The sequence below is a fragment of the Curtobacterium poinsettiae genome, assembly GCF_047226435.1.
GTDB classification, from domain to species: domain Bacteria; phylum Actinomycetota; class Actinomycetes; order Actinomycetales; family Microbacteriaceae; genus Curtobacterium; species Curtobacterium poinsettiae.
The window spans coordinates 2,056,637-2,076,618 of the sequence record NZ_CP178434.1; the positions used below are offsets into that span (position 1 = coordinate 2,056,637).

Below are 19,982 nucleotides of genomic sequence, written 5' to 3' on the forward strand. Positions count from 1 at the left end.
ACTCAATGGATGACGGGTCTCACTTCGAGCCGCTCATCAGTTGTCCATAAGCCGTTCAGCCTGTTCTGTCATGTCCGGGCGCTCGGCCGGTTCCTGTGGGAGACCGGCGATGTGGTCGAGCACCGCGGACGTGTCGGGATCGCGATCCAACCGGAGCGCACGGCGGAAAGCCCTGCGCTTGACGGCCAGATCGTAGGCATCGACGGTCGGTGTGAGCCATGCTCCCCGGCCCGGCATGACTGCCTTCGGATCCGCCACGACACGGCCATCGCTCAGGGCGACGACTCGGAGGAGGGAGGATCGGGAAGCGCGACGGCGACTGCCGATGCACGTTCTGACGGGAACCACTCTACTCCTTGCCTCGGACGTGCGCGATCCGGCGCGCCCTCGAGGGGCACGCCGGGGGCGAAATCGTCCTAGTCCTCGCCGTCCAGGATGGAGTCCGGCTGGATGTCGATGCGTGCACCGGTGAGCTTCGCGGCGAGGCGGGCGTTCTGGCCTTCCTTGCCGATCGCGAGCGACAGCTGGTAGTCCGGCACGAGTGCGCGGACGGCCTTGGTCGAGGCGTCGAGCACGAACGCGCTCGTCACCTTGGCCGGCGACAGGGCGCTCGCGACGAACGACGCCAGGTCGGACGAGTAGTCGACGATGTCGATCTTCTCGGCACCGAGCTCGTTCGTGACGGACCGGACACGTGCGCCGAGCTCGCCGATGCAGGCGCCCTTCGCGTTGACACCGGGCTCGTTGGCCTTGACGGCGATCTTCGTGCGGTGACCAGCCTCGCGGGCGAGGGAGGTGATCTCGACGACGCCGGACGCGATCTCCGGGACCTCGAGCGCGAAGAGCTTCCGGACCAGGCCCGGGTGCGTGCGCGAGACGGTGATCTGCGGACCCTTGTTGCCGCGGGCGACGCTCGTCACGTAGACGCGGATGCGGGAGCCGTGCGTGTAGGACTCCCCCGGCACCTGCTCCTCGGGCGGCAGGATCGCCTCGATCGTGCCGAGGTCGACGTGCACCATCTTCGGGTTCGGGCCCTGCTGGACCACGCCGGCGACGATGTCGCCTTCCTTGCCGCGGAACTCGCCGAGGATCTTGTCGTCGCCGATGTCGCGCAGGCGCTGGTTGATGACCTGCTTCGCCGCGAAGGCCGCGATGCGCCCGAAGTCGCTCGGCTGGTCGACGGCTTCACCGATGACGGTGCCCTCGTCGTCGAGCTCGGGGACGTAGACGCTGACCTCGCCGGACTTGCGGTCGAGCTCCACACGCGACTGCGCGTGGGCCGGCTCGCCGTTCTCGTCGGCGTGCTTCTGGTAGGCGGTCAGGATGGCAGATTCGATGATCTGGACGAGCTCGTCGAACGGGATCTCCCGCTCGCGCTCCATGAGTCGCAGGACTGCGAGATCGATCTTCACCGAGGTGCCTCCGTATTCAGATGAGTCGCTCCTGCGGGGTGGAACTGCGCAGAAGTCGGCCACAAGCGTACCCCAGAACCAGACGGCGGACAGGAGGCCCGTGGCGGCGTCGCCACGGGCCTCCTGTCCGCCAGGTGGTCACGTCCAGGTCGTGACACGCCGTCGTCTCGCCGAGACGCCGCCAGATGCGCGAGACGCCGCCCGGTTGGGCGGCGTCTCGTCGGATCGGCGGTGTCCAGCGGACACGACGGCGTCGTGTCAGATCGCGTGGACCGCGTCGAGCAGTTCGGCCACCGGCACGTCGCGGCGGTCGCCCGTCGCACGGTCCCACAGCTCGACGACGCCGTCGGCGGCGCCGCGACCCGCGACGACGACGATCGGCATGCCGAGCAGTTCGGCGTCACGGAGCTTCACGCCGGGCGACACCTTCGGGCGGTCGTCGTAGAGCACGTCGAACCGTTCGCCCTCGAGCTCGGCGACGACCGAGGATGCCAGCTCGTAGGCGACCTGGTCGCGACCCGTGGCGACGATGTGCACGTCGAACGGTGCGACGTTCTTCGGCCAGACCAGGCCCTTCTCGTCGTTGTGGGACTCGGCCAGGATCGCGAGGATGCGGGTCACGCCGATGCCGTAGGAGCCCATCGTCACCGTGGCGAGCTTGCCGTTCTCGTCCTGCACCTTGAGGCCGAGCGCCTCGGCGTACTTGCGACCGAGCTGGAAGACGTGCCCGATCTCCATGCCGCGGGCGGTCTCGAGGGGGCCGGAGCCGTCCGGGGACGGGTCGCCGGCACGGACGTCGGAGACCTCGACGACACCGTCGGCCACGAAGTCGCGGCCGGCGACGAGGCCGGAGACGTGCACGCCGCGCTCGTTGGCGCCGGTGATCCAGCTCGTGCCGTCGACCACGCGCGGGTCGACGAAGTAGCGGATGCCGGTGGCGCTGTCGGCACCGAGGACCTGCGGGCCGATGTAGCCCTTCACCAGGCCACGGTGCTTCTTGAAGTCGTCGTCGCCGGCGGCCTCGACCTCGGCCGGGGCGAACGACACCTCGGCGCGCTTCAGGTCGACGTCGCGGTCACCGGGCAGGCCGACGACCACGACCTCGCGCGTGCCGTCGAGGTGCGTGAGCGCGAGGACGACGTTCTTCAGCGTGTCGGCCGCGGTCCACGGTGCGCCGTCGCGCGGGGCGACCTGGTTGGCGTGGGCGACGAGGGTGTCGATCGTCGGGGTGTCCGACGCCGGCAGGAGCACGGGTTCGGGCTGGCCCTCGATCGGCAGGGACTCGGGGACCGGGGTGACGTACGCCTCGACGTTGGCCGCGTAACCGCCGGCGCTGCGGACGAAGGTGTCCTCGCCGACGCCGATCGGGTGCAGGAACTCCTCGGACTTGGAGCCGCCCATCGCGCCGGCGTCGGCCTTGACGATGACGTAGTCGAGGCCCAGGCGGGCGAAGATCTTCTCGTACGCATCGCGCATGACCTGGTAGCTGCGCTCGAGCCCCTCGTCCGTGAGGTCGAACGAGTAGGCGTCCTTCATCGTGAACTCGCGGCCGCGCAGGAGGCCGGCGCGGGGCCGGGCCTCGTCGCGGTACTTGTCCTGGATCTGGAACAGGGTGACCGGCAGGTCCTTGTAGGACGAGTACAGGTCCTTCACCAGGAGCGCGAACATCTCCTCGTGCGTGGGGGCGAGCAGGTAGTCGGACCCCTTGCGGTCCTGCAGGCGGAACATGCCGTCGCCGTACTCGGTCCAGCGGTTCGTCGCCTCGTACGGCTCACGCGGCAGGAGCGCTGGCAGCAGGACCTCCTGCGCACCGGCTGCGACCATCTCGTCGCGGATGATCGCCTCGATCTTGGCGCGCACCCGGAGGCCGAGCGGCAGCCAGGCGAAGATCCCCGGGGACTGGCGACGGACGTACCCGGCGCGGACGAGCAGCTTGTGGCTCGTCACCTCGGCGTCGGAGGGGTCGTCGCGGAGCGTACGGAGGAACAGATGCGAAAGCCGTGTGACCACGGGGCAAGCCTAGTGGCGGCGGGCTGGCGGCGCGGGCTCCCTACGGTGTCCCCGCCGCTGTGCGCGAGGATCGCCGCTCGGCACGGTGCGAGGTTCGCCGGCTCGTGCGGCACGAGCCGCTCGGTGCGCGCCTGCAGGCTCGCACGGGGCGATCAACCCGGCTGCCGCTCGCGAAGTCCGCACCGTGCCGACGGGACGCACGTCGACCAGCCGCGCCGGGCCTCCAGGCCGTTCCCCGGTGCGGCAGGCGCGTCGCCGACGTCGCCGACGTCGCCGGCGTCGCCGGCGTCGCGGAGCAGCGCTGCACGGTGCGGGGTTGATCGGCAGGTGCGGCACCAGCCGCTCCGTGCGCGCCTGCAGGCTCGCACGGGGCGATCAACCCCACACGGAAGCGCGAAGCCCGCACCGTGCAGACCGGCGCCGGCACCAGCACCGCACGACGACGGACCGGAGGCCCGGTGCCAGCTGGCACCGGGCCTCCGGTCAGGATGGTGGTCGCGCCTACGGCGCCATGATCACCTGGGGCGTGCCGGTGGCGGCCGCGGGACCCATCTCGTCCGCGATGCGGTTCGCCTCGTTGATGAGCGTCTGGACGATCTCGGCCTCGGGCACGGTCTTGACGACCTGGCCCTTGACGAAGATCTGCCCCTTGCCGTTGCCGGAGGCGACGCCGAGGTCGGCCTCACGCGCCTCGCCCGGTCCGTTCACGACGCAGCCCATGACGGCCACGCGGAGCGGGACGGTCATGCCCTCGAGCCCCTTCGTGACGTCGTTCGCGAGCTGGTAGACGTCGACCTGGGCGCGGCCGCAGCTGGGGCAGGAGACGATCTCGAGCTTGCGCTCCCGCAGGTTGAGCGACTGCAGGATCTGCAGGCCGACCTTGACCTCTTGCGCGGGCGGGGCCGAGAGCGACACGCGGATGGTGTCACCGATGCCCTCGGCCAGCAGGATGCCGAACGCGGTGGCGCTCTTGATGGTGCCCTGGAACTCCGGCCCGGCCTCGGTCACACCGAGGTGCAGCGGCCAGTCACCAGCGGCGGCGAGCTGGCGGTAGGCCTTCACCATGACGATCGGGTCGTTGTGCTTGACCGAGATCTTGAAGTCGTGGAAGTCGTGCTCCTCGAACAGGGAGGCTTCCCACACGGCGGACTCGACGAGCGCCTCGGGGGTGGCCTTGCCGTACTTCTGGAGCAGGCTCGGCTCGAGCGACCCCGCGTTCACACCGATGCGGAGCGAGACGCCGGCGTCCTTGGCAGCCTTGGCGATCGCGCCGACCTGGTCGTCGAACTTGCGGATGTTGCCCGGGTTGACGCGGACCGCCGCGCAGCCGGCGTCGATCGCCTGGAAGACGTACTTCGGCTGGAAGTGGATGTCGGCGATCACGGGGATCTGCGACTTCTTCGCGATGATCGCCAGCGCGTCGGCGTCGTCCTGCGTGGGCACGGCGACCCGGACGATGTCGCAGCCCGACGCCGTGAGCTCGGCGATCTGCTGCAGCGTCGCGTTGATGTTGGTGGTCTGCGTCGTGGTCATCGACTGCACGGACACCGGGGCGTCGCCGCCCACGAGCACCTTGCCGACCCGGATCTGCCGCGACTTGCGACGCGGAGCGAGGGTTTCGGGGGACTTGGGCATACCGAGGTTGACTGCGGGCACGTGAGCACTCTACGCGCTCGGTCTGACCATGCCTGCTCCGGCCCCCGTGGGTCCGTTCAGAGCTCCCTGACCGAGTCCACGACCGTGATGAGCGGGGCGTAGAGCCGCATCACCGCGAGGGCCCGGTCGTGGTCCGCGTCGCTGGCGCCGGCGCAGGCGTCGGCCACGACCGTCACCGTCGCGCCGGCATCCGCCGCCGCCAGCGCGGTCGACAGCACGCAGCAGTCGGTCGACACCCCCGTGAGCACCAGGTGCGGATGGTCGCCGACGACGGCCTGGAGGCCCGTCCCCCACTTGCCGAAGGTCGGTTCCGTGACGACGGGGTCGTTCCGGTCCGCGGCAGCAGACGCGAAGGGCTCGGTGAGCGCGTACAGCGGGTCGGCGTCCGGGAGCAGAGCGAATGGCCATTCACGGTAGTACGGCACCCACGCACCCTCGGGCTGGACCGGGGCGACGAAGCGGGTGAAGACCGTGCGACCGGTGAACCGGGGCAGGAGCCGTTCGATGCCGGCGCCGGCGTGGTCGAAGCGCGGTGCCGCCCACGGGTTCTCGCCCGTGAAGACCTGCTGCATGTCGATGACGACGAGCCAGGCGTCGTCGGGGACCTCCGCGCTCATCGCAGGTCGTCCGGGGTGCCGAGTGCTTCCGGGGTGCTCAGTGCTTCCTGACGGCGGATCGACCCACGCGCGAACAGCAGCGTGCCGAGGAACCCGACCAGCAGGGCCACGAGCACGCCGAGGTTCGCGTACGCCCAGGCCCCTCCGCGTCCGCCGAGTCCGAACGGGCCGAGCAGGTAGCCCTGCCAGTTCAGCCACGCGGGGACGCCGTACGTGTTCGTGACCAGACCCCAGCCGAGCACCGTGCCGAGCACGACGAGCGCGATCGGCAGCCACCGGACGTCTCCGTAGCGCCCGCGGCGATCGTCGAGCTCCGCCTCGGCGTAGGCGCGACGACGGAGCAGGACATCGGCGACGAAGATGCCGGCCCACGCGGCGATCGGCACCCCGAGGGTCACGAGGAACGCCTGGAACGGCTTCACGAAGCTCTCCGAGAAGAAGGCGATGTACACGGCGCCGGCGACCATGAACGCGCCGTCGACCCCGGCGGCGACCGGCCGCGGGATCTTCACGCCGGCGCTGAGCAGCGCGAGGCCCGACGAGTAGATGTCGAGGACGGCTCCCCCGACGAGCCCGAGGATCGCCACGATCGCGAACGGGACGAGGAACCAGATCGGCAGGATCGTGGTGAGCGCGCCGATCGGGTCGTCCTGGATCGCCGCGTTCAGGTCCGGCGAGGACCCGGCGAGCAGGACGCCGAAGACCACGAGGATCGCCGGTGCCAGTGCGCCACCGAGGGTCGTCCACCCGACGACGCCACCGGTGGACGCGCCCCGCGGCAGGTACCGCGAGTAGTCGGCGGCGGCGTTCACCCAGCCCAGGCCGAACCCGGTCATCACGAGCACGAGCGCCCCGATGACGTTCTGGGTGCTGCCGGACGGCAGGGCACCGAGCGCCGCGAAGTCGATCGTCGGCGCGGCGAGCACGATGTAGACGACGGTCAACACGGCGGTGACGACGGTGATCACGGTCTGCAGGCGCATGATCACGTCGAACCCGGCGATCCCGGCGCCGACCACGAGCGCTGCGACGACGATCAGCGCGACGACCTTCGTCAGCACCCCGCCGTCCCAACCGAGCTCGGTGAAGACGGTCGAGGTCGCCAGGACCGCCAGCGCGGCGAGCGAGGTCTCCCACCCGACGGTGAGGACCCAGCTGAGGAACGAGGGCACCCGGTTGCCGCGGACCCCGAACGCCGCTCGGCTCAGCACCATGGTCGGCGCCGAACCGCGCTTGCCGGCGATCGCGACGATGCCGCACAGCAGGAACGAGAACACCACCCCGATGACCGAGACGATCGTCGCCTGGGCCAGCGAGATACCGAACCCGATGACGAACGACCCGTACGCGATGCCGAGGACGGAGATGTTCGCCGCGAACCACGGCCAGAACAGCCCCCTCGGGGAGCCCTTCCGATCCGACTCGGCGATGACGTCGAGCCCCTGTCGTTCGACGGCGCGAACCTCGGGAGGGTTCGTGGCGGCTGTGCTCATGCGCTGAGCGTAGTGGCTCCGAGCGCTACCCGAACAGGTTCACAGGTCGGACGATGTCGGCGTAGATGAGCAGCGCGCTCATGCCCGCCAGCAGCACCACGACGACCATCGTCAGCGGCATCGTCTTCGCCAGGTCGATGGGCCCCGGGTCGGCCTTGCCGACGAGCTTGAACGACCGTCGTTTGATCGCTTCCCACAGCGCGCCCGCGATGTGCCCGCCGTCGAGCGGCAGCAGCGGCACCATGTTGAGCACGAACAGGCCGATGTTGAGCGAGGCCAGCAGCCCGAGGATCGTGTACGCCTTGTCTACCACGGGGACACCGCTCATCGACGAGACCTCCCCGATCGCACGACCGACACCGACCACCGACACGGGGCTGTCCTGCGACCGCTCCTGCGCACCGAACGCGGCGTTCCACACCGCGACCAGACGCTGCGGCAGGTCGATGATCAGGTGCGCCGACGCGGCGATCTGGGCGCCCGTCGCGGGCAGGACCGCGGCCGGGGACTGCCGCACCAGGGACTGACCGATGCTGACGCCGACCACGCCGACGCGCTGGGTCTTCGTGGTGCCGTCGTCGTTCTTGACGACCTTCCCCTCGGCGTCGTAGACGTCACGCGTGGCGGTCGTCGGGGTGATCTCGAGCGTCTTCCGCGCGCCGTCGCGGTCGACGACCACGGTGACCTGCTCACCCGCGGACTCCTGGAAGACCTGGGAGACGCGCGTGATCGTGGGGTCCTGCTCGCCGTTCACCGAGAGCACGACGTCGCCGGACTCGATGCCGGCCTGCTTCGCCGGGGACACGGCGTCGCCGGGCGAACACTCGGTCGTCCGGCTGTTCGGCAGGACGCAGCCGACACTCGACGTGAAGGTCGTGGTCGGTGCCCCGAACCCGCACAGCAGCACGCCGAACAGCACGATGCCGATCACCAGGTTCATCGCCGGGCCTGCGACCATCACGATGATCCGCTTCCACGGCGTCAGGCGGTAGAAGGCGCGGGAGTCGTCGCCGCCGGAGTCCGCGATCTGCTCGGCGCTGGCCTGACGGGCGTCCTGCACGAACGCGCTGTACATCCCCGTGTTCGTGATCTCGCGGCCCGAAGCGCGCGGCTTGAGCATGCCCACCATCGAGATGTACCCGCCCAGCAGGATCGGGCGGATGCCGTACTCGGTCTCACCCCGCTTGAACGACCACATCGCCTTACCGAAGCCCAGCGAGTACTGCGTCACCTTGACGTTGAAGAGCTTCGCGAAGGACAGGTGCCCCAGCTCGTGGAGTCCGATCGAGACCAGCAGGCCGATGATGAAGACGACCACGCCGAGGACGAAGAGCAGGACGGATTCGACGGTCACCGGGAAAGAGTACGGGACTGATTCCATGACGGAGCCGAGCGCCGTCTGCGAGGCGAGCTGGGCCTCCAGGCCGGTGCGTCACGTCCGCGGTCTGCCGCCTCCGCGTCGGACGGGAGGCGCGACCCGCGTCAGCGGGTCAGTGCGCGGTCCGCAGCGGTGCGCGCCCACTGCTCCGCAGCGAGCACGCCGTCGAGTGACGGCTCCCCCGCGGTGTGCTCCTCGACGATGTGCTCGACCGTGTCGACGATGTCCAGGAAACCGATCGCGCCGGCGTGGAACGCGGCGACGGCCTGCTCGTTCGCGGCGTTGAACACGGCCGGGAACGTCCCACCCAGTTCGCCCACGCGCTTCGCGAGGGCAACGGCTCCGAAGGCGTCCTGGTCGAGGGGCTCGAACGTCCACGTGCTCGCGGTCGTCCAGTCGAGCGGGACGCCGACGCCGGGCACGCGGTCCGGCCAGGCCAGGCCGAGCGCGATCGGCAGCCGCATGTCCGGCGGCGATGCCTGGGCGATGGTGGAGCCGTCGACGAACTCGACCATCGAGTGCACGATCGACTGCGCGTGCACGGTGACGTCGATGCGGTCGTACGGCACGCCGAAGAGCAGGTGCGCCTCGATGACCTCGAGCCCCTTGTTCACCAGGGTCGCGGAGTTCGTCGTGACGACGAGTCCCATGTCCCAGGTGGGGTGCGCCAGCGCCTGGGCGGGGGTGACGTCGTGGAGCTGCTCACGGGTGCGCCCGCGGAAGGGACCGCCGCTCGCCGTGAGGACGAGCCGCTGCACCTCGGTGTCGGCGCCGGAACGGAGCGCCTGCGCGATCGCGGAGTGCTCGCTGTCGACGGGCACGATCTGCCCGGGCGCCGCGGCCTGCTGCACGAGCGAGCCGCCGACGATCAGGCTCTCCTTGTTGGCGAGGGCCAGTGTGGCGCCGCTCTCGAGCGCCGCGAGCGTCGGACCGAGGCCGACGGAGCCCGTGATGCCGTTCAGGACGACGTCGGCCTCGACGCTGCGGACGAGCTGCTCCGAGTCGGCCGCACCGAACGCCGTGTCGCGGACGCCGAACCGGGCGGCCTGCTCGGCGACCAGTGCACGGTTGCTGCCGGCAGTGAGCCCGACGACCTCGAACCGGTCGGGGTTGCGGGCGACGACGTCGAGCGCCTGGGTGCCGATCGAGCCGGTGCTGCCGAGGACGACGATGCGCCGACGCTCCGGACCGGCGCTGCCGACGCGGTCGTCCGTCACGGTCAGCCCTTGGCGAGGATGTCGACGACGAAGACGAGCGTGGCGTTCTTCGGGATGCCCGAGCCCTCCCGCGGGTTGGCGCCGTAGGCGTCCTCCGGCGTGGCGACGATGAGCACCTGCGAGCCGACCTTCTGGCCGACGAGCCCGGTGACGAAGCCCTTGATGAGCGCGCTCTCCGAGACGGTGAAGGTGGTGGGGACGCCCTTCGACCACGAGGAGTCGAACTCCTTGCCGGTGTCGTAGACGACGCCCTTGTACTGCACGAGCGCGGTGTCGCCGTCGGCGATCGCGGCGCCGTCGCCCTGCTTCAGCACCTCGACCGTGGTCTTCGTGGGTGCCTTCACGCCCTTCGGGACCGTGATCTCCGGCTCACCGGAAGCCTTGTCCTTGACCGTGGGCAGTCCCGGGTCCTGGTCCTGCGGGGTGCCGTTCGCCTTGGTCGGGGTCTGCGCGACGACGTCGGCGACCACGACGATCTCGCCGCCGGTGTTGAAGCCGAGTGCGGAGGACTGTCCGACCGCGGCGATCCGGTCGCCGACCTTCGAGCAGGCCAGGAGCGCGCCGAAGCCCTTGCCACCGACGGAGAGCACCTGCGGGTTGCCCTCGTCGAAGCCGACGGTGCCGAGCTTCTTGGCGTCGGACGCCTCGTACACGCTGTAGGAGACCTGCGCGTAGTCGCCCTCGTCGAGGGACGCGCCCTTGCCCTGCACGAGCCGGGTGGCCTGCGGGGTCTTGGCGGACAGACCGGACGCGAACTTCACGGTCGGCGCCTGCGCTCCCCCGAACGCCCCGGTCGCCTTGATCGAGTCGGACGACTTGCCGGGGTTGGGGCACGAGGTGATCGCCGAGGCCGTGGCACTGGCCGACGGGGTCGGCGAGGCCGAGGGCCCGCTCGAACCGGAGCCGGAGCAGGCGGCGAGTCCCAGCACGACGGCGGGGACGATGGCGATCGGGAGCAGGCGGAGACGCTTCACGGGAACCTAGTCTGCCCCACCAGCCGAAGAGTCCCCTGCCAATGACGCAGGTCGGACGACCAGCTGCGGCTCGTGGTGCACCGGGAACGCCACCGACCGCGCGATGAAGCAGAGCTCGTTGGCCGTGGTGTGCGCGGCCTCGGCGTCCGCCACCCGGTCGGCCTCGAGGATCGTGACCACCGGGTGCAGGGTCGCCTCGGTCAGCTCGCCCGACCCGTCGCGGTTCAGGCGGAGCGACGCGGTCGCGGTGTCCCGGTAGTCGACGACGGTGAAGCCCTTCGTGACCGCGACGTGCAGGTAGCTGAGCATGTGGCACTGGGCCAGTGCCGCGACCACCATCTCCTCGGGGTTCCAGCGATCTCGGTCCCCGCGGAACGTCGGGTCGGCGGAGCCGGGGACGTCGGGCTTGCCGGTGGCCGAGACGACGTGTTCGCGGCCGTAGTCGCGGTACCCGGAGGTGCCGGTCCCGCGGTCGCCGGTCCAGCTGACGGAGACCTCGTAGGAGTGGTCGTGCACGGGTGCGCCCCTTCGCCTTGGCTAGCATGGCGGCATGACGGTGAGCCCCGAAGTCCGCAGTGATCGCCATCCTCTCACCGCCGACGGTTCCGTCGAGTTGGCGGTGCTCGAACGCTCAGGGTTCGACGAGAGCCGACACGTCGGCGCCGGCGTCGTCGTCGACGCGACCGGCACGGTGATCGACTCCGTCGGCGACGTGACCGCGAGCATCTACCCGCGTTCCACCATGAAGCCGTTCCAGGCGCTGGCGGTCCGACGAGCCGGTGCGCTGTTCTCCGACGAGGAGCTCGTCCTCACCACCGCGAGCCACGCCGGCACCGCCGCGCACCAGGCGCTCGCCCTGCACATGCTCGAGTCCTTCGACCACGTCGAGGCCGACCTCGGTTGCCCGCCGGACATGCCCTTCGACCGCAGGACCGCCCGCACGATGGACGGCCCCCGCCGACTGGCCATGAACTGCTCCGGCAAGCACGCCGGCATGCTCGCCGCCTGCCGGGTGAACGGGTGGGACGAAGCCACGTACCTGGACACGGAGCACCCGTTGCAGCAGCGGGTGCGTTCCGTGGTCGAGGAGTACACGCACGAGACCGTCGACCTGGTCGGCACGGACGGCTGCGGCGCTCCCGTGTTCCCGCTGAGCCTGACCGGGCTCGCGCGCGGGTTCGCCGGGGTCGTGGCACGGGCCGACGACGACTCCGCCGCCCTGACCGACGCGGTCCTGGCCCACCCGTGGGCGATCGACGGCGTCGGACGTGCGAACACGGTGACCATCGAGCGGCTGCAGGTGCTCGCGAAGTTCGGTGCCGAGGGCGTCATGGTCATGGGGTTGCCCGGCGGTGCGGCGGTCGCGGTGAAGGTGCTCGACGGCTCACAACGGGCCGGCACCCTGGCAGCCCTGGCCCTGCTCGAGCGCAACGGGCTCGTCGCGGCCGACGGGGTGGCCGACGTGCTCGAGGCGACCGGTGAGCGGGTCCTCGGTGGCGGTGTGCCCGTCGGGACGGTGCGCGCGGGCGCCGGGCTGCGCTGATGCTCGGTCGTCGCTGATCGATCGGCGCCCCCGTCCGGCGCGCTTCCTCAGCCGATGCCGACGGGGTCGAGGTCGAGCAGCGGGAGCGCCGGGGCGACCCGGACGACGTCGTGGTCGTCGGATCGGCGGACGGAACAGCCGTACCGCGTGACCTCGACGGTGACGTCTCGTTGTCGGGGCACCGATCCGAGTCCGGCCACGAGCACCACGGTGCCGAGCGGTCGGCCGCCCTCGTCCATCCACACCGCGACCGAGGTGCCCCGCGGCAGGGTGCACGGCGAGGGCTCGTCGCTGGTCGGTCCCCCGGCGTCGAGGAGTCCGGGCGCGACGGCCCACCGCAGGTCGTCCCCGTCGTGGACGGCAGCGGCACGGAGCTGCTCGGCGAGCCCGCGGAACACCGCGAGAGCCAGTGCCCCGGTCCCGACGACCGCGACGTGTGACGCCGCATCGACCCGGACCACGTGATCGCCGGGACCGTGTCCGAGGACGAGTGTGGGTGACCCACCATCGGCGTCGGGGACGAGGGCCGCCGGCGGTTGCAGCACGTGGAGGCGTTCCGACGTGTCAGGAGGTGTGCCCGGAGCACCGACCCGGTCGGGGATCGACGGCGCGACGACCACGACCGGACGGTCCGCCGGGAGCGCCGACGCGGAACGGTGGAGCACCACGTCGACCAGTGCGCAGCACGCGCCTGCGCCGAGCAGGACACCGTGCCCGACGCTGCTGAGCGGCGCGAGGACGCCGACCACGACGAGCGCGACCGCGGCCCCCACGACCACGCAGCGAGCGGTGAACCGGGACATGTCCCCATCGCACCAGGAACCGGGTGCCCGGCGCTGGCCCGGGAGCGGATCTGTGGAGAAGTGCCCTACTGCACCAGGAAGAACTGCTCACCGATGTCGACGCGCGCGCCCCGCTCGACGCGGTACCGGCGACCGGGCTCGCAGCGGCGGATGGATCCGTCGATGTGCCGGACGACCGTGCCGTTGCCGGAGAACCGGTCCGAGACCCACAGGTCATCGCCGTCCCGGCCGAGCTCGAGGTGGGTCTTCGACACGGACTTGCCCGGATCGTGCACGGTCAGCAGGTCGTCGTAGCGCTCCCCCGGCTGCGGTCGGGGCAGTCGACCGAGGAGCCCGGTGCCGTGCACGCCGAGTCGCTCACCCGTGCTGAAGTGCAGCACGAACGGAGCCCGGGTCGGGGTCTTCGCGACGATGCGGGTCTCGTCGACGTCCTCGTCGAGGTCGTCGACTCCGGCGTTCGAGTCCGGCCGGTCAGCAGGTTGCAGGGGCAGCGCCGGTCCGGTCACGCCCGGGATCGGGGGCAGGGGCGCAGCGAGCGGTGCGCCCGTGGTCGTGGTGGACGGCGCCGAGGACGGCGCGGCGACGGAACCCGGCACGGGTGGGATCGGCGAATCCGCGACGAAAGGCGCCCCGCGCGGTGTCTCCGATTCGGTCTCCGGTGCAGCGTGCGCCCCGCGGGGGCGTCCGCCCGGACTCGACTGCTCCACGTCGGCGGGGACGGACTCGTCGTCCGCCTGGATCTCGTCATCCGGCTCGTCGAGTGCGGCGACGTCGGCGGACCCGTCTGGGTCCGCGGGCTCGTCCGCACTGCTGTCGTGCCCGTCGTCCTGGTTCGTGGCGGTGCTCGCCTCGGACGTCTCGGTGCCGGCGGTGTCGTCCGCTGCCCAGTCGGGCCGGGTCATCGGCAACGGCATGACCGGGCCGGTGAAGGCCGCGGTCACGGCGGGCCGGACCGCCCCGCACTCACCGCAGAAGATGTCGTCCGGCTCGAGCCGGTTGCCGCAGACGTGGCAGATGGTCGTCTCGTGCATGCCCGGTGTGACGAGCGGGGCCGGACGCGGCGGACGGCGGTCGATCAGCGGTTCGACCACGGCGGTGTCCCCGGGCTGCGGGGGCGACACGACGGGCGACTGGTCGTCGTCGGCAGCGGTCTCCGAGGCAGCGACGGTCAGGTGGTCTGGCTCCGGCGCGGAAACGACCGGCGCCTCGGACGCACGCGCGGAAGCCGGAGCGTCCTGCTCGGCGACCGGTTCGGACGGTGCTCCTGGCATGGGCGGGACGACCGGCTCGGCGGGTGACTCGGCGGCGGCAGGTGCGCCCCGGCCCACCCACCAGGACGGACCGGCGGGTGCTGCCTGCGGTGCGGAGTCGGCTGGCGGTGCCCAGACGGGCAGCGAGGGCTCGGGCGCGACAGGCGCGACGGGAGCGACGGGAGCGGCTGGCGGAGACGGCACCGGCTGTTGCACGGTGGGCGCATCGGCGTCGTTCGCCGGCGCCGCGGGTGTCGCGGGTCGACCGGGTGCCGGGGCGATCCGGGTCCGCTCGGGGTCGTCGGCGTCGAGCGGGTCGGACGCGTAGGCGTCGGGGTCCAGGACCGGCTCGGCCGCTGACCGGTCCGCCGCACCCGACCAGTCGTCGAGCCCCGACCCGGCACCGTGCACGTGCGAGGGCGCCTGTCGTGGGGCGAGGTCATCGGGACGCTGCACCGGCACGGGGGCCGGCGGTTCCTCGCCGCGGCGGTCGGCACCGGTGAGCCAGGCACGGGTCGCGGGGTCGAGCGTGGATTCGGGCAACCAGGCGTCGGAGGCGGGGTCGGATCGTCGGCCGTGCGCGTCGGGCTGCTGCAACGGCGGCGGCGGTGCCTGCTCGACGGGGGTCGGCGCGACCGGGCGACGGCTCGCCGCAGCGGTGACCGCGCGGCCGCACTCACCGCAGAAGATCGCCCCGTCCGGGAGCATCGATCCGCAGTGTTCGCATCTGATCACGTGGTGCCTCTGTCCTCACTCGGCCGACCACGACGCTCGTCCGGCCTCTGGACATCGTAGTCGCCGCGCCCCGGTGCACCCTGGCCGCCGGTCCCCCGACGAGCCCGCGCCGTCGGACGCCGCAGCGTTCCCCGCAGGGACCGGAGCGAGACCGCCGTGCGGAACCGCTCCCGGCGGGTGCGGTCGCGGCGCAACGAGCCGATCGCGTCGTCGGTCGCGGACCACATGCGGTCGGCGGTGGTCTGGTCGGGGTCGCTCGGTCCGAACACCGCGCGGTCGGCCAGCGCAGCGAGTCCGGTACCGCCCTCGCCGGGTGCGCCGACGACGGCTTCACGACGAGTGGCGGAACGCCGCACGTCGTGCCCACGGTCGAGCAGCTGGTCACGGTACTCGTCCCAGGCACCGACGATGCGGCCCCGCGGCGAGGCGGCGTTCCGCCGTCGGCGCCGTCGCAGTCGCTTCAGCAGCACGATCACGGCGAACGGCAGGAGCACGAGTGCGACCACGCCGAGGGTCCCGAGTGCCCAGGGCAGCACCGCGAGCAGGATCTGGAGCCAGAGCGGCTGCACCGGCGGCGTGTTCCGGTCGCTCTCCGGAGGCGCCTGCTGGTCCTGGTCCTGCTGGTCCACCGGAGGCGGCGGCACGACGGTCTCCGGCCGGGTCACCGGCTGCGGGGTCTGCTGCTGCTCGTTCGGGATGTCGCGCACCTCGGGGTTCGGGTTGAGCATCACCCATCCCCACTGCGCGGTGTCCACCTCGATGCGGGCCGTCACGTCGGACCCGCGGAAGGTCGTCGTCCCCCCGCGCTGTGCGGTGCCGTTCCGGCCCGAGTCTCCCCCGGCGGTGAAGCCCATCACGACCCGTGCGGGGAACCCGATCTCGTCCGCCATGAGTGCGGCGGCCGCGGCGTACTGCTCCTGGTCGCCGATCATCAGGGGTGCGGTCAGGAGCTCCTGGACCCGGTCGGCGCCGTGGCCCGACCGGCTCTTCCGGTCGTCACCGACACCGTGGCTGACGTACCCGTTCCGCTGCATCGCCTGCAGCGCGGCGAGGAGCTTCGCCCCGGGCGCCGACACGTCCTTCGTGGTCGACTCCACGGTGTCGCGGACGGCGTCGGGGACGTCCCGCGCGGTGGGCACGGCAGCGCTCCCCGGCCGGGCGGTGGCGAGCTGCCGTTCGGTCGGCTGGTCGGGCAGCACCGCGGTGAGGTCGTAGGAGGTGCCGTCGCCGACGCCGCCCACAACCGCGCCGGTGCTGGTCGACCCGTTGTAGAAGAACGCGCCGCGCTCGTCGTCGGCGTCCTTCCCGGTGAACTGCACACGTTCCAGGTCGCCGACGGTGGGCAACCAGACACCGCGGTAGCCGTCGACGGTCACCCCGACGTCGACCGTGGTGCCCCGGACACCCCGGACGTCGACCGCGGTCGGCACCCGTTCGAAGGTGCCCGAGCCGGCCGAACCGTCGGACCCGCCGACGCGGTAGACCACGCCGTCGTACGTGTCGAGCGTCGCGATGCGGACGAACCCGTCCTTCGGCAGTCCGGTCACCCGGAGCTGGGTGGCGTCCGATGCCGTCGACTCCTCGTAGGCACGGAACCCGCTGAGCGGACTGACGTAGTCGCGGGGGTCGAACGGCTTCACGACGTCGGTGCGCGCGACCGTGCGGTCCCCGGACGGCGGAGCGACCAGGCCGAGACCGGTCGCGACGACCGCCGCGGCCACGATGGTCCCCGTGCCGACGAGCGCCGGACGGACGATCGATCGCGCGACCGGCACACGGGAACCGATGGTGGTGGCCACCGCGACCGCGCGACGCGCGTGCCGCACCGTCAGCGCCCAGACGAGCGCGATGCCGACCAGGACGACGGCCGTCACGATCGACGTGTCGAGCCGGCTCGGCCCGACGACCACGCCCACCGCGAAGAGCACGAGTGCCGGGATGCTCGCGAGTTCCTGCCTGGAGGCGCGGGTCGCCACGCTCACAGCGGTCACCGTGGCGACGAGCAGCGTCACGAAGTACGGCACGAGCAACGCTTCGTACGACCCCACGGGCAGGCTGATGGTCACCAGCTGCTTCCAGCCGAGGGCGACGCCCGCGAAGAGGTCGAGGAATCCGCGCCCGGTGGGCAGCAGGCCGTTGGCCTGACTCGGCACGGCGGCGGGGACACCGCTCACCGTGAAGGCGGCGACCGTCGCGATCGCCACGACGGCCGTCGGCAGCCGGAACAGGGTGCCGAGGAGCGCGACGACCGTCCCGATGACGATCGCGGTGACCGCCGCGGTGAGCATCGCTGGGTCGCGGTACACCGGCCACCACGACGTGCTCGCGACGGCCAGCAGCAGCCAGACCGCCAGGGTGCCGCCGGCGAGCCGGAACGGGACGAGTCGTCGGGCATCGCGACGGTCCGACCGTCGCGTCGAACGCCTCGCCCGGTCCGCCGAGGGTGCCGGGGTGGTCACGGGTGCGGCGCTCACGCTGCCGACGCCGATCGGTGCAGGGCGTGCCGGAGGTCGTCCAGGTAGCCGATGGTCATCACGGTCAGGCCGGCGACCCGCAGGAACCGGGGCTGGGCCTCGGGCTCGCAGATCACCGCGACGACCTCGACCCCGACGGGGAACCGGGTGGCGGCGAGCCGCAGGGCGGGCAGGCCGACGGTGGACCCCACCACGAGGAACGCGACGGAGATGCCCTCGGTGTCGCTGCCGACGATCCGTGAGACCTCGGCGATGGGCAGGCAGGCGTCGGCGAGGCCGACCGAGGCGAAGTCGTCGAGCAGGCGCGTGGGCGTCACGGTCGGGAGCGTCCGCACGGCGTACACGGCGCGCTTGGCGAACTCCGGGGTGCGCTGCGACACCACGACCGAGACCTCACGGCCGTCGCGGATCGCACGGGCACCGAGCGACGCCGCGGCGCTCACCGCGAGCTCGAACTCCTCGTCGTCGGCGAACTCGCCGCGGGCGATGCCGAGCGCGACCACGAGGTGCGAGCGTCGGGTGTCCTCGAACTGCCGGACCATGAGCGCGCCGGACTTGGCGGTCGACTTCCAGTGGATGGTGCGGGGGTCGTCACCGGGCATGTACTCGCGGATCGCGTGGAAGGCGATGTCCGACGGCGACAGGTCGGTCGTCGCCTGCCCCTCGAGGTCGCGCACCAGGCCCGTGCTCGTCGACGGGATCGCGATCGTGCGCGGGTGCACGATGACCTGCTCGCGGGCGGTCCAGACGACCTCGCGGCGGACGAGCCCGACCGGGTCGGCGCGGACCCCGGTCACGGGACCGACGTCGAGCACCCCGCGGCGGAGCGTGGGGACGGGAACCTGCCGCTCGAACGTGCCCTGCGGCCCGATGGCGGGGATCGCCACGTCCACGAGGCCCGATCCGACCGGCACCTCGACGGTCGTCGGCACCGACGGCAACCGTGTGGGGTTCTCGGCCGTGACGATCACACCGGCCTCGTCGCCGACCGCGACGCGGTGCTGCGGCAACCGCATCCGGATCGCGAGCCGCGACCGGCCGATCAGCGCCACCGCGGCGACGACCGCGAGCACCGCACCGGCGAACCCGACGACGACGATCTCACGCAGGCCGAACCGGTAGCCGGCCACGAACGCGACGAGCGTCAGCGCGGCGACCGTCCACCCGAGCCCGGTGACGACGGACGAGACCTCGCCCCAGAGACGCAGGACGAACCTCCAGGCCGTTGCCCAGATCCGGACGATCCCGATCACCGCATCCGCTGCGACGCCGTCGCGGTCACCGACGATGCGCGTCCGGACGTTGGTCATGCCGGTGACGGTCCCCGTGCGCTCGTACGCCGTCGTGCCACGACGCGACCGCGTCGAGGACGGACGGCGCGAGCGCGTGGAGACGGACCGGCGGTCCGTCACGTCGTGACTCGGTCGGCGGGCGGCGGGGTCTCCACCAGCAGCTGTGCGATGACGCTCGGTGCGCTGACGCCGTCGAACTCGGCCTCGGCGTCGAGCACCAGGCGGTGTGCGAGGACCGGGACCGCAAGCGCCTTCACGTCGTCCGGGGTGACGTAGTGCCGACCGCTCAGCGCCGCGAGGACGCGGGACGCACGGATCAGGCCCATCGCACCGCGGACGCTGACGCCGAGTCGGACCTCGCTCGCCGAGCGGGTCGCGTCGACCAGGCGGGCGACGTAGTCGGCGATCACGGCGTCGACGTGCACGGTGCGCGCCAGGGCCGCCATCTCGGTGATGGTCGCGGCGGGCACGACGCTCGCCAGCGGGACCGACGCCGAGGGAGCCGACGAGGTCTCCAGGATCTTCACCGTCGCGGCGTGGTCCGGGTAGCCGATCGACGTCTTCATCAGGAAGCGGTCGAGCTGCGCCTCGGGCAGGCGGTACGTGCCGGCCTGCTCGATCGGGTTCTGGGTCGCGATGACCATGAACGGTGCAGCGAGACGGTGGTTGACGCCGTCCACCGTGATCGCGGACTCCTCCATCGCCTCGAGCAGCGCGGACTGGGTCTTCGGGCTGGCACGGTTGATCTCGTCGGCGAGCACGATGTTCGCGAAGACCGGCCCGCGGTGGAAGTCGAACTCCTGCGTCCGCTGGTCGTAGACGCTGATGCCGGTGATGTCACCCGGCAGCAGGTCGGGGGTGAACTGGATGCGGTTCGTGGTGCCCTGCACGCTCTGCGCCATCGCCCGGGCCAGGCTCGTCTTGCCCGTGCCGGGGACGTCCTCGAGGAGCAGGTGCCCCTCGCTCAGCATCGCCGTGACCGCGAGGCGGATCACGAACGTCTTCCCGAGGAGCACCTGCTCGACGTTGGTCACGATGCGGCCTGCGACGTCGGCGAACCAGGTGGCCTGCTCCGGGGTCATGCTCATGCGGGATGGTCCTTCGGTCGTGGCGGGAGGTGCGGCAGAG

General features: G+C 71.7%; 16 protein-coding genes. 1 reads left to right on the forward strand and 15 read right to left on the reverse strand.

All coding sequences use genetic code 11. The features are described 5' to 3' along the window. Positions 1-36 precede the first annotated feature (36 nt). The 10 genes from ACL00U_RS09730 to ACL00U_RS09775 all read right to left on the reverse strand — a co-directional run bounded on the left by ACL00U_RS09730 (position 37) and on the right by ACL00U_RS09775 (position 11,273). On the reverse strand, positions 37-348 hold the full coding sequence (locus tag ACL00U_RS09730) for a YlxR family protein (protein WP_042540193.1): 312 nt from the start codon (positions 346-348) through the stop codon (positions 37-39). Between the two features lie 68 nt (positions 349-416). Further along, positions 417-1,412 (reverse strand): transcription termination factor NusA, encoded by a 996-nt coding sequence (gene nusA, locus ACL00U_RS09735; protein ID WP_031259736.1) that lies wholly within the window; start codon positions 1,410-1,412, stop codon positions 417-419. 258 nt (positions 1,413-1,670) lie between these two features. Beyond that, a complete protein-coding gene (locus ACL00U_RS09740) occupies positions 1,671-3,422 on the reverse strand; it encodes a proline--tRNA ligase (protein ID WP_412873336.1) in 1,752 nt (583 codons plus the stop codon). Between the two features lie 501 nt (positions 3,423-3,923). Then, complete coding sequence (ispG, locus tag ACL00U_RS09745; protein WP_171907786.1) at positions 3,924-5,078, reverse strand: flavodoxin-dependent (E)-4-hydroxy-3-methylbut-2-enyl-diphosphate synthase; 1,155 nt, start codon at positions 5,076-5,078, stop codon at positions 3,924-3,926. A gap of 56 nt (positions 5,079-5,134) precedes the next feature. Then, positions 5,135-5,695, reverse strand: a complete 561-nt coding sequence (locus ACL00U_RS09750) for a cysteine hydrolase family protein (RefSeq protein WP_017885726.1) — start codon at positions 5,693-5,695, stop codon at positions 5,135-5,137. Further along, a complete protein-coding gene (locus ACL00U_RS09755; protein ID WP_214563189.1) occupies positions 5,692-7,188 on the reverse strand; it encodes a purine-cytosine permease family protein in 1,497 nt (498 codons plus the stop codon). Before ACL00U_RS09755 ends, ACL00U_RS09750 begins: the two co-directional genes overlap by 4 nt. Positions 7,189-7,213: 25 nt before the next feature. Continuing rightward, complete coding sequence (locus ACL00U_RS09760; RefSeq protein WP_175470761.1) at positions 7,214-8,542, reverse strand: M50 family metallopeptidase; 1,329 nt, start codon at positions 8,540-8,542, stop codon at positions 7,214-7,216. A 128-nt stretch (positions 8,543-8,670) separates the two neighbouring features. Then, positions 8,671-9,783 carry a 1-deoxy-D-xylulose-5-phosphate reductoisomerase gene (gene dxr / locus ACL00U_RS09765; protein ID WP_194590520.1) on the reverse strand — a complete coding sequence of 371 codons (1,113 nt, stop codon included), beginning with the start codon at positions 9,781-9,783 and terminating at the stop codon, positions 8,671-8,673. A 2-nt stretch (positions 9,784-9,785) separates the two neighbouring features. Beyond that, a complete protein-coding gene (locus ACL00U_RS09770; protein WP_412873337.1) occupies positions 9,786-10,757 on the reverse strand; it encodes an FKBP-type peptidyl-prolyl cis-trans isomerase in 972 nt (323 codons plus the stop codon). Between the two features lie 6 nt (positions 10,758-10,763). Continuing rightward, positions 10,764-11,273 (reverse strand): OsmC family protein, encoded by a 510-nt coding sequence (locus tag ACL00U_RS09775; protein ID WP_017885731.1) that lies wholly within the window; start codon positions 11,271-11,273, stop codon positions 10,764-10,766. 34 nt (positions 11,274-11,307) lie between these two features. Between ACL00U_RS09775 and ACL00U_RS09780 the strand changes: the two genes are divergently transcribed. After that, the gene (locus ACL00U_RS09780) at positions 11,308-12,300 is read left to right on the forward strand and encodes an asparaginase (protein WP_194590518.1); all 993 of its coding nucleotides are present in this window, start codon (positions 11,308-11,310) and stop codon (positions 12,298-12,300) included. Between the two features lie 47 nt (positions 12,301-12,347). On the opposite strand, the gene ACL00U_RS09785 is transcribed toward ACL00U_RS09780, so the two are convergent. The 5 genes from ACL00U_RS09785 to ACL00U_RS09805 all read right to left on the reverse strand — a co-directional run bounded on the left by ACL00U_RS09785 (position 12,348) and on the right by ACL00U_RS09805 (position 19,942). Next, on the reverse strand, positions 12,348-13,103 hold the full coding sequence (locus tag ACL00U_RS09785; protein WP_412873338.1) for a hypothetical protein: 756 nt from the start codon (positions 13,101-13,103) through the stop codon (positions 12,348-12,350). A 65-nt stretch (positions 13,104-13,168) separates the two neighbouring features. Further along, positions 13,169-15,088, reverse strand: a complete 1,920-nt coding sequence (locus tag ACL00U_RS09790) for a zinc-ribbon domain-containing protein (protein WP_412873339.1) — start codon at positions 15,086-15,088, stop codon at positions 13,169-13,171. After that, the gene (locus ACL00U_RS09795) at positions 15,085-17,562 is read right to left on the reverse strand and encodes a DUF3488 domain-containing protein (RefSeq protein ID WP_412873340.1); all 2,478 of its coding nucleotides are present in this window, start codon (positions 17,560-17,562) and stop codon (positions 15,085-15,087) included. The genes ACL00U_RS09790 and ACL00U_RS09795 overlap by 4 nt, the downstream gene beginning before the upstream one ends. Next, positions 17,559-18,872 (reverse strand): DUF58 domain-containing protein, encoded by a 1,314-nt coding sequence (locus ACL00U_RS09800; RefSeq protein ID WP_040418733.1) that lies wholly within the window; start codon positions 18,870-18,872, stop codon positions 17,559-17,561. Before ACL00U_RS09800 ends, ACL00U_RS09795 begins: the two co-directional genes overlap by 4 nt. A gap of 98 nt (positions 18,873-18,970) precedes the next feature. After that, positions 18,971-19,942, reverse strand: a complete 972-nt coding sequence (locus tag ACL00U_RS09805; RefSeq protein WP_027465773.1) for an AAA family ATPase — start codon at positions 19,940-19,942, stop codon at positions 18,971-18,973. Between the last annotated feature and the right edge of the window lie 40 nt (positions 19,943-19,982).